We start from the raw sequence: 13,128 nt of genomic DNA on the forward strand, positions 1-13,128 counted from the left end.
TGTTTTGCGGAGAACTGAAAAATATATTAGACCGTCATACATATTTTCCCACCGTACGGGAAATCTAAGGCCAAGAAGGAAGGAGGATTTGGATGATTACAGGTCAACAGCAAGGAACGGTCAGCACGAAGGAGCTCGCGTATATTACGGACTGCCTCAAAAACGAGGAACTGCTCGCCAAAATTGCAGCTCAAGGCGTAGCCGAAAGCCAGAATCCGCAGCTAAAGCAGAAGCTGGCGCAAATCGCGCAGGATCGTCTGCAAAATACGGACCACCTGCTCCGTACGCTGCAGCAGCAAACGCAAACCACCCACTAGGGCAACCATAAGGAGGTGCGGTAAACATGTATCAGCAAAACTTCTCCAATCTCCAACCAACGCAAACCCAGCCGGTTCACTTTCATTTGAACGAACAAGATGTCGCGAACCTCGTCTTGTCTGAGCTTAAGCGCACGGCCCGCGAGTATACGACCGCCGCATTGGAGGCGACGCATCCGGCGGTTCGTCAGACTTTTGTATCGTTAACGCAAAAGACGCTGCAGGATCAGGCCGAGCTGTACAACGTGTTGTCTCAATCGGGCGGATACGGCTCGATCAGCATGGCTTCCCAACAAGAAGTGCAGCAGGAGCTTCAGCAGCAGCTGCGCAAGACCGAACAGCTCCATTCGGTCGTTCAACAGGCGGTGCAGACCGCTTATGCAGGCGGAAACCTGTATGCACAAAGCGCACATCATCAGACGCAGGCTTACCCGCAAGCCCAGCCGGTCTACCAAGCGCCGGTGCATCAGACGGGCTATCCGTCCGGCGGCGCGACAACGACTTCCTCGACCGCATCGCCTTACGGCGGCAGCAGCTTCACTGCATTTCCGAGCGGCACTTACGGCCAGACGACCGGCTCCGGCTACAGTCATACGACAACCGGTTCGAGCTCTTACGGTTCAAGCACCGGCACAACGGCCGGTTCGAGTTTAACCGGCACGGGGGCGGGTCAAACGAGCGGAGCAAGCGCCTATAATCCGGGCCTCAGTCAAGCGGTCGGTTCCAGCTTCGGGAGCTCGCTTTCTTCCTCTGCCGGGGCGCATAACAACGAATATGGCGTGAAATCCTCTGTCACCGGGACGGACAACCAAGACTATTTCTCGGCCCGGTCGGTCCAAGATTTCAACAATAACAAATACAGCAGCGGGCATGAGACTTACGCCGGAACCACGTCCTCGCACAATACAAGCTATGCCCCGTCGTCTTCCGTCCACCCTGCCGGCAGCAGCTCCAGCTTCGGGAGCGTCTCCTCGGGAGCCGAAGCGGCAACGTCGGGTCAAGCTTCCGCATCCGGCTCATATCGCAATAAAACGCAGTCGCATTCCCAGCATGGCACGACCCATAGCAGCAAATATATGATGTAAGGCGCTGTAGCCCGGCCCGGACTGGACCTTCCAGGTTCCGCCGGGCTTTTTTCTGCGCACGGTTTTATTTCCGGAAACGGCCGCCCGGGCCGCATTTCATGTCAGGCGCTGAACGAACTCAAGCCGGTTGCCGAACGGGTCCAAACAGTGAAAGCGGAGCATGCCATCCAGCGGCACGTCCTCCCGGACGACGATTCCCTTTTCCGCTAACGCTTGCTTAAGCTTTCCGAGATCCTTGACCTGGAAAGCCGGATGCGCTTTTGACGCAGGAACGAAATCGGTCTGTACGCCGATATGCACCTCATGGGGGCCACAGGCGAACCATACGCCGCCGCGCGCCTGGAGCGGCTCGGGCTTCGGAATTTCCCGCATTCCCAGCAGTTCTCCGTAAAAAGCCCGCGCCTCTTCTTCGCATCCCGTCGGCGCGGCAAGCTGGATATGGTCGATCCCTGCATATTCGTGAGCTTCCATGATTGATGCCTCCTTCAAAACTTTATTTCAGCAAATGAAACTATATTTCATTTAATGGTACAAATATATCGTATATGATTCTGATATTCATGTAAATAGTGCCGCGTCGAGCACGACTAACCGAGTCTTGCCAAAAAAGGGTATAATATTTCCGTAGCGACACGGAGAGGGGACTTGGGAGGATGTATCGTATTCTGATCGTGGAGGATGACGATAAGATTGCTGGTATCCTTCAGGAATACTTGGACAAGTACGGGTACGAAGCTGTTCGGACGACCGACTATAAACATATAAAAGATGCGTTTCTTCATCATAAGCCCGAGCTTGTGCTGCTCGATATCAATTTGCCTAGTTACGACGGATTCTATTGGTGCCGCCAGATTCGCACCGTCTCCAGCGTGCCGATCTTGTTCATGTCCGCGCGGGTCGGGGAAATGGACCAGATCATGGCCATTGAGAACGGCGGCGACGATTACATAACGAAGCCGTTTCATTCGGAAGTCGTCATGGCGAAGATCAAAAGCGCTCTGCGCCGCGCCTATGGGGAATATGCGCAGGTGCAGTCCGGACGCGAGCTGACGGAGCTGAACGGCCTGTTCGTTGACCGGACACGGAGCTCGGCCGAATGGCAGGGACGCAAGGTGGACCTCAGCCGCAACGAGCTGCTGCTGCTGGATCTTCTGCTGAAGCAGGCGGGAGAAGTCGTTTCCCGCGAACGGCTGCTTGAAGCGCTGTGGGACGACATCGATTTCGTCGATGACAATACGCTTACGGTGAATGTCACGAGAGTGCGCAAAAAATTGGAGGAGCTCGGCATCATGCGCGCCATCGAAACGGTCCGCGGCCAAGGCTACCGGCTTCAATCTTCCTGGGAGGGCGAAGGATGAGCTTTCGCGACTTTTTGGCCGACCGCATCGGATTTATCGTCATCTATTGGATCAATGTGATCTTAATCGCGGCAGTTGTGCAGCTGGACCTGCTGGGCAAAAACGTATCACTCGACGAAAGCAATATCGCCTACATGGCCTTATTATCGGCAGCGGGGCTTATCGCTTTCTTGATCTTGGACTATATCCGGCAGCGCGGGTATTTCACAGGACTTCGGAGTCTGAAGCAAAGCGGGCTCAACGGCCGCAAGCCTGAGGCGATGGAGGGCGTTATAAGCCTGCCTACGGGCGTCACCCGGGAGCAGCGTATGACCGTAGAGCTGCTGTTGGAATTATACGGTGCTTATACCGACCGGCTCGAGAAGCACCGGATTTCCCAAGATCATCACCAAACATTCGTTCGGTTATGGGTGCATCAAATGAAAACGCCGGTGTCCGTCATCGGACTGCTGACCGAGCAGCCGCACGCCGCGCCGACGGAAGCACCCCAACGTCCGGTTGGAGCAGTACTGGAGAGCATTCAGGAAGAAAACGAGAAGCTGCGTCAAGGTCTCGACATGATGCTGCACACGGCACGGCTTGAGAAGTTCGAAGCGGATCTTCGCATGCAGAAGGTCGATCTGCTGCAAGCGGTCCGCCATGTCATTAACGAGCATAAGAAGGCATGCATCCGCTACCGGATCTATCCGAAGCTGATTGCCAGCCACGAAGCGTGCTACATTGATACGGACGATAAATGGCTGGGCATCATTTTGCATCAAATCGTCTCGAATGCGATTAAATATTCCAAAAGCAAGCACGACGGCAGCAAATCGTTGATCATGACGATTACGAAGGACGGCAGCGGCTGTCATGCCGTATTTCAGGACGAAGGGATCGGCATCGCCGAGCAGGATCTTCCGCGGGTGTTCGATCCTTTTTTTACCGGCGAGAACGGCAGGCTCGTCGCCGAATCGACCGGCATGGGGTTGTTTGTCGCTAGGGAAGCGTGCCGGAGGCTCGGACATCGGCTTGAGATTGAATCGAAGCTCGGGGAAGGAACGATCGTCCGCCTTCATTTTCCGCGCAGCGGAGCGCTGCACGAAGGGCTGCTGCCCCTTAAGTGACAGTGTTGTAAGAAAACAGGATCATCATGTAAGGTGAATCGATGGCTTGGCCGGCGGAACCTTCGTATACTACAGGCAGAGTGAAGTGATTAAAGGAGGAACCGCATCGTGACTACTGTACTGAAGACGGATGCCTTGTCCAAAATATACGGCAGCGCCGGCAAAGGCGTCGTTTATAAAGCGCTCGAGCATATCTCGCTGGAAATCGGACGGGGAGAATTCACCGGCATTATGGGGCCGTCGGGCAGCGGCAAGACGACGCTGCTCAATCTGCTCGCCACCATCGACAAACCGACCTCGGGGCATATTGAAATCAACGGTACCGACCCGGCGGGGCTGAACAACAAGCAGCTTGCTTTATTCCGCCGCCGCGAGCTCGGTTTCGTATTTCAAGATTTTAACCTGCTGGAGACGCTCTCAATCAAAGAAAACATCATTTTGCCGCTCGTGCTGGAAGGGACGAAGCCGTCCGAGATCGAGCGGCGTGTGGCGGAAATCGCCGAGGTTCTCGGCATCACCCCGATTTTGTCCAAACGAACGTACGAGGTATCCGGGGGGCAGCAGCAGCGCACGGCCATTGCACGAGCCATCATTCACCGCCCGTCATTGCTGCTGGCCGACGAATTGACGGGCAATCTGGATTCGAAGGCGGCCAAAGACGTGATGGAGTCGCTGCGGAGTCTTAATGAGAAGCGGGAAGTGACCATCCTAATGGTGACGCACGATCCGTTTGCCGCCAGCTACTGCAAGCGGGTCTTGTTCATCAAAGACGGCAAGCTTTTTTCGGAGATTCGCCGCGGTGCGAACCGGCAAGCTTTTTTTCAGCAAATTTTGGACACTTTAAGCGTGCTGGGAGGGAATTTCGATGAACTTCCGACAGCTCGCCCTTAAAAATATTCAAGGCAGTTGGCACCGGTATGTCGCATTTTTTCTGAGCAGCGCTTTTTCCGTCATGGTTTTCTATATGTTCGGATCGTTCATTTACCATCCCGAAATCGCAAACGGGAAGATCAAAGCGGCAAGTATGGTGAAACAAGTGCTCTTCTCCTGCCAGATTCTGATCGTCATCTTCTCGTTTTTCTTCGTGCTGTACGCCAGCTTTGCTTTTCTCAAGACGCGCAAGAAAGAGTTCGGATTGCTCACCTTGTTCGGAATGACCCGTTCGCAGATCTGCCGCCTGATGTTCTACGAGCAGATGATGATCGGCCTGCTGTCGATCGGCGCCGGGATCGGTACCGGCATGCTTTTCTCGAAGCTGTTCTTTTTGGCTATTGCGCGTTTGCTTCAAATAGATAGCCCAATCCGCTTCGTCGTGCCGCCCCAGGCGCTGCTCCAGACGGTCATCGGCTTTCTGGCCTTGTTTCTCGCGATGACCCTGTTTGCCATGTTCAGCGTAGGCCGCAGCCAGATCATCGCGCTATTGCGGGCGGCCAAACAGCCGAAGAAGCCTCCCATGGCTTCGCCGTGGCTCACCGTCTTGGCGGTCGTTTGTCTTGGAGGCGGCTATTATTTGGCGTTTACGACTTCGCTGAAGCTCATTATGCAGCTTATGCTTCCGATCATTTTATTAACCGTGCTCGGCACCTATTTCCTGTTCACGCAGGCGAGCGTGGCGATTATCCACAGATTGCAGCGCATGACGGGCTTGTACTACAACAGGACTAATATGATTGCCATCTCGCAGCTTGCGTTCAAACTGAAAGACAACGCGCGCACACTGTTCGTCGTTTCGGTTTTGAGCGCGGTCATTTTGACGGCATCGGGCACGATTTACGTGTTTTATAAGAACAGCGACAAGCAGCTGATGGAGCAGTTTCCGAATACGATAAGCTTTACCGAACAAGGGCTTAATGCCCCTGGAGGGATCAACCCCGAGAAGATCAAGGCCGTATTGACTGCTGCAGGGGCGAGCTTGGCGAAGGAATTGAAAATCGCAGGCGTACAGGTCCCGCTTAAGCTGGATGGCTCCCGTGCAACCGATATGACGGCGCTGCTGATATCGGAATCCGATTACAATCGGGCGGCGGAAGGAATCGAGTATGCAGCTCCGCTTCAGATCGCGCCGGGGCATGCCGTATTCAGCTATCCTTACAGGATGAGCGACATCAAGCTAATGGAAAAAGGTTCGCAGCGAACCGTTCAGTTAAATGGGCAAACTTGGCCGCTGGAGATGGACGGGCAGGTAACGGGAGGCGTTATCAATCTGATGGGAGAAGCAAGCGGGCTGCTCGTGGTCAATAACGGGGAATATGCCCAAATGATGGGCAAGGTGCCTGACGACCGGAAGCTCGTCTATTACGGCTTTGAGCTGAACCGGTGGCAGGAGCATTCCGCCGCCGTAGAGAAAGTGAAGCAGTCCGTCCCCGAAGAGCAGAGGAAACAATTGTCCGACCGTACCTCCTACTACGCCTCGATCCATCAAAGCTCGGCATTATCGCTGCTTATCGGCTTGTTCGTCAGCTTCCTGTTTTTTGTCGCCTCGGCGAGCATGCTGTATTTCAAGCTGTTCACCGAGCTGCAGGACGATGATAACCAATATCGTGCGCTTATGCGGATCGGGATGTCCGTATCTGAAGTCCGGCGGATCATTAACGTGCAGATCGGCCTGCTGTTCCTGCTCCCGGTTGTCGTAGGCGCGGCTCATGCGGCTTTCGCTTACAAGACGCTGGCGAATTTGCTCTCGATGAACGTATGGTCTTACGGGGCGCTGGTCATTTCCATTTTTGCCGTGCTGCAATTTGGTTATTTCCTGCTCACCCGCCGCGCTTACATGGCCCAGATGAAGAGCTTGTAAGCGATGAGACGATACGAGCAACTCTCATGATCAGGTCATTGCCTGGGGTCTCCTCCGCAAGTTTGGTATATTTTTTCGTTTTTGAACCATAATACGAAAAAAGAGCCAACACGGAAGGGGCATCATCCGGTGAAAATCATCGTCACACTGCTTCTGGCCGCGGCGCTTCTGTGCGGCTGTACAAGGGAGCCCGATCGGCACGCCACCGATATGAAGACGCTGCAAAAAACGGTCGGTCGTGAGAGGCTGCTGCAGACGTTCAGCCAAATCGAGCCGCCGCCGATGGGAAAAGAAATCATGAACAAATCCGACCAAGAGATCATCGCTTGGATTAAGCAAGTCGACGACTGGACGCATAAAGTGCTGTCTTCTCCGGTTACCGGGGAGATGGACGAACACGCCATGCGCGAGATGCGGACGCAGCTGGGGAAAGTGTATACGCCCGACATGGCGCGGCGGATGATCGATTACTTTTACCGCAGGGACCCCCGGATCGGAACGTACCAAGCGAACAGCACCAAAGCGATGCTGGGCTTGCGCAGCGAATGGGGGCAATACGAGCTGCATAAATCGCAGCCGGCCGAGGGGCAGTACAAGCTCAGCCTGACTGGCAGGTCGAAGCAAGACTACAGCGAATCCGTCATGTATCACGAGTCCGCCTACAGCGTACAAGGCGACCGCTTGATCGTCAGCGAATTCAAGACCCGCTCTTAAGCCTCCCGAACAGCTTGTTTATAGCAGACTGGCGTTGATTACACGCTGGTCTGTTTTTTTGTAGGCCGGCGCTGGTAAAAGGTTCTGGTCAAACGTCCGATACAGACGAACAGGCATTCCTATTCCTTGCTTGTTTTATGGTATAATAAGAAGAAGAGCGGTTCCCTGCAGCCTTCATTGACACCGGGCGCGGGCTCGCATAGACTTGATTTGAGACAGAATGAATCAGCTCCGTACGTTCCTTTTCCGGGGGCGGCGGGCTTGCCGCGTTTAACGGACAGGAGGCAATTTCTTTGCATTTGCGTATGGAAGAGTGGAAGCATGTGTTTAAACTTGATCCGGACCGGGAGATCGGCGACGAAGCGCTTGAGCGCATCTGCCTCTCCGGCACCGATGCGGTGATGGTCGGCGGCTCGTCCGGCGTCACCTTCGACAATACCGTCGACCTGCTGGCGCGCATCCGTCGGTATGAAGTGCCGTGCATCTTGGAAGTGTCGGACACGGAAGCGATCGTGCCGGGGTTTGACTTGTTTATGATCCCGATCGTATTGAACGCCGGGGACACGCAGTGGATCGTCGGACGACATCAGCAGGCGCTGAAGGAATACGGCGCAATTCTGGATTGGGACGAGCTCGTCCCCGAAGGCTATATTATAATGAACGGCGATTCAACGGCGGCCAAGCTGACCGAAGCCGACGTGCGGCTCGATGCGAAAGATGTGGAGGCCTATGCCCGCATCGCCGATCGTTTGTTCCGCTGCCCGATCGTTTATTTGGAATATAGCGGCGTGTTCGGCGATATGGAGCTGGTTGGTCGGGTGAAGCGGCTGCTTTCCCAGTCGCGATTGTTTTACGGCGGCGGCATCGACAGCCCGGAGAAAGCGCGCGAGGCGGCCAAGGCGGCGCATACCGTCATCGTAGGCAACGCGGTATACGACGATCTTGAGCGAGCGCTGGCCACGGTTCCAGCGGTAATGGAAATGCAGTAGAAAGGAAATAAGAATAATGATCAATGAACCTATCGATATACTCAAAGCGATTCAAAAGCTCAACCCGCAGCAAAGACGCGCCGTCGAAGCGACGGAAGGACCTTTGCTGATCATGGCCGGGGCAGGCAGCGGCAAAACCCGCGTGCTGACGCACCGGATCGCTTACTTGATCGCGACGCGCAAAGCGGCGCCGTGGAGCATTTTGGCCATTACGTTTACGAACAAAGCGGCGAGGGAGATGCAGGAGCGCGTCAGCGCCCTCGTCGGCCCGCAGGGGCAGGATATTTGGGTATCCACCTTCCACTCGATGTGCGTGCGTATTTTGCGCCGGGATATCTCACGGATCGGCTTCACGTCGAATTTTACGATTCTCGATTCGGGCGACCAACTGTCCGTGATCAAAAATTGCATGAAAGAAATGAACATCGACTCCAAAAAATTCGAGCCCAAAGCGGTTCAGGCCGCCATCAGCAACGCCAAGAACGAGCTGCTGACACCGGAGAAGTTCGAGCGCAAAATCGGCGATTACTTCGACGGCATCGTCGCCAAAGTATACTCGTCCTACCAGCGCAAGCTGAAGGCCAATAACTCGCTCGATTTCGACGATCTGATCATGACGACGATCGAGCTGTTCCAGCAAGTGCCCGAGGTGCTTGATTTTTACCAGAACAAGTTTCAGTACCTTCATGTCGACGAATATCAGGATACGAACCGCGCCCAGTATATGCTGTGCCGGATGCTGGCCGACAAGTACAAGCGAATTTGCGTCGTCGGCGACAGCGACCAGTCGATTTACCGCTGGCGCGGGGCCGATATCAGCAACATTCTCGATTTCGAAAAAGATTACCCGAACGCCACCACCATTTTGCTCGAGCAAAATTACCGCTCGACCTCGAATATCTTGAACGCCGCGAACAAAGTGATCGCCAACAACACCGGACGCAAGCCCAAAAACCTGTGGACCGATAAGGGCGATGGGCAAAAAATCCGGCTTTACCAAGCCGATTCCGAGCATGAGGAAGGCTACTTCATCACCGGCGAAATCCGCAAGAATGTGGACAAAGGCCGCCGGTTCAGCGATCATGCCATATTGTACCGCACGAACGCGCAGTCCCGGGTCGTCGAGGAAATTTTGATCAAGTCAGATATTCCTTACCAGATCGTAGGCGGCATCAAGTTCTACGACCGTAAAGAGATCAAGGACATTCTCGCCTACCTGCGGCTCATCTCGAACCCGGACGACGACATCAGCTTTGCGCGGATCGTCAATGTGCCGAAGCGGGGCATCGGGGATACGACGGTCGAGCGGCTGGGGGCAGCGGCGGGACAATTCGGCGTATCGATGTTTGCGATGCTGGAGAACGTGGACAGCATGGAGATCGGCGCCAAAGCCCGCAACGCGCTAGCTGATTTCCGCGACATGATCGAGAACTTGTACCGGATGGTCGATTATTTGTCCGTCACCGAGCTGACGGAGAAAATGCTCGAAATGAGCGGCTACCGCGAGGAATTGAAGCGGGAAAACACGATTGAGTCGCAGGCGCGGCTGGAGAACATCGACGAGTTCCTGTCCGTGACGATGGACTTCGAGAAGCGCAACGAGGATAAATCCCTCGTTTCGTTCCTGACCGATCTGGCGCTGATCGCCGACATCGACTCGATGAATCAGGACCCGGAAGCGGGAAAACAAGGCGTCGTGCTCATGACGATGCACAGCGCCAAAGGACTCGAGTTCCCCGTCGTCTTCATCATGGGTCTGGAGGAAGGCGTATTCCCGCACAGCCGAGCTTTAATGGACAACGAGGAGCTGGAAGAGGAGCGGCGTCTCGCTTACGTTGGCATTACCCGCGCCGAGGAGGAGCTGTTCCTCACGTGCGCCCGGATGCGCACGTTGTTCGGACGGACGACGGCGAACGCGCCGTCCCGGTTCCTTCAGGAGCTTCCGCAGGAGCTCCTGGAGACCGTGCGCGCCGGCGGCGGCTTCAGCCGCGGCGGAGCGGCAACCCCGGCGTGGGCCGGCGGCGAGCGCCGCTTCGGCAGCGCCGGAGGCTTCGGCGGCGCGCCCGCACAGGCGGGCCGCACGCCCGTGAGCTTCCGCAGCGGCCCGTCCGCCGCCGCGGGAGGCGCAGCGCCCAAAGCCGCGGCCCCCGCGGCGCAGGCGACCGATTTTGCCATGGGCGACAAAGTGTCGCACGGCAAGTGGGGCACCGGCGTCGTCGTCGCCATCAAGGGCTCGGGCGACGACACCGAGCTGCAGATCGCTTTCCCGGCCCCCGTGGGCGTCAAGCGGCTGCTGGCCAAATTTGCGCCGATCACCAAGCAGAGCTAAAACGCCAGGCAAGGCAACCCTTATATCCCGTAGCCATGAGAGGATGAATTTCCGATGCCGGACGCTTTGGAAACGATGAAGACGCTCATCGAAGAGATCAATAAACACAATTACGCTTACTACACGCTGGATCAGCCTTCTCTCACGGATGCCGAATACGATGCGCTCTATGATAAGCTGGTTCAGCTGGAAGCCGAAACCGGCACTGTGCTGCCTTACTCGCCCACGCAGCGGGTAGGCGGCGAGCTGCTCAAAGGGTTCGAACCGCACCGGCATCTGGCCCGGCTCTGGAGCCTGGACAAGGCGCAAAACCACGATGATCTGATGGCGTGGCACACGCGCGCCCAAAAGCTCGTGAACGACTACAATACGCAGCATCCGGACGATCCGCTGCCGCCTTTATCCTTTGTCGTGGAATTGAAATTCGACGGCCTGACGCTGAATTTGACCTACGACAACGGCGAGCTCGTGCAGGCGGCCACCCGGGGCAACGGCGTTGTTGGCGAAGGGATTCTCGCCAATGTCAAAACGATTCGTTCCGTGCCGCTGCGCATTCCATATACCGACGGGATTATCGAAGTACAGGGCGAAGGGATTATGAACTTGTCCGTGCTCGAAGCCTATAACGCGACCGCGGCCGAGCCGCTCAAAAACGCGCGCAACGCCGCCGCAGGCGCCCTCCGCAACCTGAATCCGAAGGTGACGGCGGAGCGCAAGCTGAACGCTTATTTTTACAACATTGGCTATGCCGACTCTTTGCAATTTCAGAATCATCAGGAAATGGTCGATTTTTTGCGCGACAACCAATTCAAGATCAGCCCGTTCGTCAAATTCGTCGATAGCATCGACGCGGTGGAGGAAGAGCTGGAGAAGCTGGTCGCCATGCGCAATACGCTTGATTTTCTGATTGACGGACTCGTCGTAAAAATAACGGATATGCGCACCCGCGAAGTGCTTGGATATACCGACAAATTCCCGCGGTGGGCGGTAGCTTATAAGTTTGAAGCCGAGGAAGCCGTGACGACGCTGCTCGACGTGAGCTGGAACGTGGGCCGGACCGGCAAAGTGACGCCGCTCGCCCGGGTGGAAGCCGTCGATATCGGCGGTGTAACCGTACAGAACTGTACGCTTAACAACATGGACGACATCGAACGCAAAAATTTAAAGTTCGGTTTAGGCAGTCTTGTCTACATCCGGCGTTCCAACGACGTCATTCCGGAGATTCTCGGCAAAGTGACCGAAGAAGCCGACGGCAGCGAAATCGTACCTCCGGCAGTGTGCCCTTCCTGTGGACACGATCTGGAGAAAAAGGGCCCGCATCTGTTCTGTACGAATAAGGCGGACTGCCGGCCGCAGCTTGTCGGGCGCATTGCCCATTTCGCCTCCCGCGATGCGATGGACATCGAGACGTTCAGCGAGAAGACAGCCGAGCAGCTCTACGATTCGCTCGACGTGCGCGATCCGTCCGATCTGTACTATTTGACGTTTGACGATCTGGTTAAGCTGGAACGCTTCGGGACCAAGAAGGCCGAGAATTTGATTGCCGCCTTCGAGAAAAGCAAGCAGCCCGATTTAGCATCGTTCCTATATGCCCTCGGCATTCCGAATACGGGCAAGACGACGACCAAGGAGCTTGCAGAGCATTACCGCAGTCTCGAGAAGCTGATGCAGGCGGAGCCGGAGGAGCTGATCACGCTGCCGGATATCGGCGGCATTGTTGCGGAGAGCATCGTCGGCTTCTTCCGCGATCCGGCGATGCAGCGGAGCATTGAGCGATTGCTTGCCGCCGGTATACAACCGGTGAGCGAAGAAGCGCCTGCGGTCGTCGACGAAAGCAGTCCGTTCTTCGGCAAAACGGTCGTCTTAACGGGTACGCTCACCATCATGGGGCGGGACGAAGCCGCCAAGAAGCTGGAGAAGCTGGGCGCCAAGGTGACCGGCAGCGTGTCGAAGAAGACCGACATCGTCATCGCCGGGGAGAACGCTGGCAGCAAGCTAACCAAAGCCCAGGAGCTGGGCATCCGCATTATTGATAACGAAGAGGAGCTGCAGCAGTTGTTAGGAGACGTCTAATCATTCTTCACGCTGTGCAGTACGAAACCGCCGGTTCCGGAAAAGGAGCGCGGCGGTTTTTCGTTCTCGGCAAATACTATAAAATGCCCGCTAAAAAGGGCGCCGCCTGTCGAGAAATGGACTCGATTTACGTTTGCTAAAATTTGTAGTTGCATTTGGCCCCGCATCTGTGATACATTATTGCTTGTCGCCGCGAGAGGCTGTCAGCCTTGAATGAGCGGTCGATGAAAAAAAGTAGTTGCAAAGCTCGTCCTGATGTGATAAGATTAGATCTTGTCACGGCAGAACAGAATAGTTACGAAAGCTCTTTGAAAACTGAACAAATGAGAACGAAATGCCAAGCGTAACAAGCATTTGAGCTAT

11 protein-coding genes are annotated in these 13,128 nt (G+C 55.5%); 10 read left to right on the forward strand and 1 reads right to left on the reverse strand.

What is annotated here, in order from left to right:
- Positions 1-92 precede the first annotated feature (92 nt).
- Both QMG93_RS30940 and QMG93_RS30945 read left to right on the forward strand, forming a co-directional pair.
- Positions 93-317: a hypothetical protein gene (locus QMG93_RS30940; RefSeq protein ID WP_281943418.1), complete on the forward strand. Its 225-nt coding sequence runs from the start codon at positions 93-95 to the stop codon at positions 315-317.
- 26 nt (positions 318-343) lie between these two features.
- Positions 344-1,402 (forward strand): spore coat protein, encoded by a 1,059-nt coding sequence (locus QMG93_RS30945; RefSeq protein WP_281943420.1) that lies wholly within the window; start codon positions 344-346, stop codon positions 1,400-1,402.
- Positions 1,403-1,498: 96 nt separating this feature from the next.
- On the opposite strand, the gene QMG93_RS30950 is transcribed toward QMG93_RS30945, so the two are convergent.
- A complete protein-coding gene (locus QMG93_RS30950; protein WP_281943422.1) occupies positions 1,499-1,873 on the reverse strand; it encodes a VOC family protein in 375 nt (124 codons plus the stop codon).
- A gap of 182 nt (positions 1,874-2,055) precedes the next feature.
- Here QMG93_RS30950 and QMG93_RS30955 point away from each other — a divergent pair, with 182 nt between their 5' ends.
- From QMG93_RS30955 to ligA, 8 genes are all read left to right on the forward strand, one after another.
- Positions 2,056-2,760 carry a response regulator transcription factor gene (locus QMG93_RS30955; protein WP_281943424.1) on the forward strand — a complete coding sequence of 235 codons (705 nt, stop codon included), beginning with the start codon at positions 2,056-2,058 and terminating at the stop codon, positions 2,758-2,760.
- Positions 2,757-3,866, forward strand: coding sequence for a sensor histidine kinase (locus QMG93_RS30960; RefSeq protein WP_281943426.1), 1,110 nt, complete (start codon positions 2,757-2,759; stop codon positions 3,864-3,866). The genes QMG93_RS30955 and QMG93_RS30960 overlap by 4 nt, the downstream gene beginning before the upstream one ends.
- 108 nt (positions 3,867-3,974) lie before the next feature.
- Entirely contained in the window at positions 3,975-4,757 is a 783-nt protein-coding gene (locus tag QMG93_RS30965; RefSeq protein WP_281943428.1) for an ABC transporter ATP-binding protein, read from the forward strand.
- Positions 4,732-6,660 (forward strand): ABC transporter permease, encoded by a 1,929-nt coding sequence (locus QMG93_RS30970; protein WP_281943430.1) that lies wholly within the window; start codon positions 4,732-4,734, stop codon positions 6,658-6,660. Before QMG93_RS30965 ends, QMG93_RS30970 begins: the two co-directional genes overlap by 26 nt.
- Before the next feature lie 129 nt (positions 6,661-6,789).
- Positions 6,790-7,374 (forward strand): hypothetical protein, encoded by a 585-nt coding sequence (locus tag QMG93_RS30975; RefSeq protein ID WP_281943432.1) that lies wholly within the window; start codon positions 6,790-6,792, stop codon positions 7,372-7,374.
- A 305-nt stretch (positions 7,375-7,679) separates the two neighbouring features.
- Positions 7,680-8,363, forward strand: a complete 684-nt coding sequence (locus tag QMG93_RS30980) for a heptaprenylglyceryl phosphate synthase (RefSeq protein ID WP_281943443.1) — start codon at positions 7,680-7,682, stop codon at positions 8,361-8,363.
- Positions 8,364-8,379: 16 nt separating this feature from the next.
- Positions 8,380-10,692, forward strand: coding sequence for a DNA helicase PcrA (pcrA, locus tag QMG93_RS30985; protein ID WP_281943433.1), 2,313 nt, complete (start codon positions 8,380-8,382; stop codon positions 10,690-10,692).
- A 54-nt stretch (positions 10,693-10,746) separates the two neighbouring features.
- Positions 10,747-12,765, forward strand: a complete 2,019-nt coding sequence (gene ligA, locus QMG93_RS30990; protein ID WP_281943435.1) for an NAD-dependent DNA ligase LigA — start codon at positions 10,747-10,749, stop codon at positions 12,763-12,765.
- The last annotated feature ends 363 nt before the right edge of the window (positions 12,766-13,128 follow it).

It is taken from the genome of Paenibacillus tyrphae (assembly GCF_027925525.1).
Classification (GTDB): Bacteria; Bacillota; Bacilli; order Paenibacillales; family NBRC-103111; genus Paenibacillus_G; species Paenibacillus_G tyrfis_B.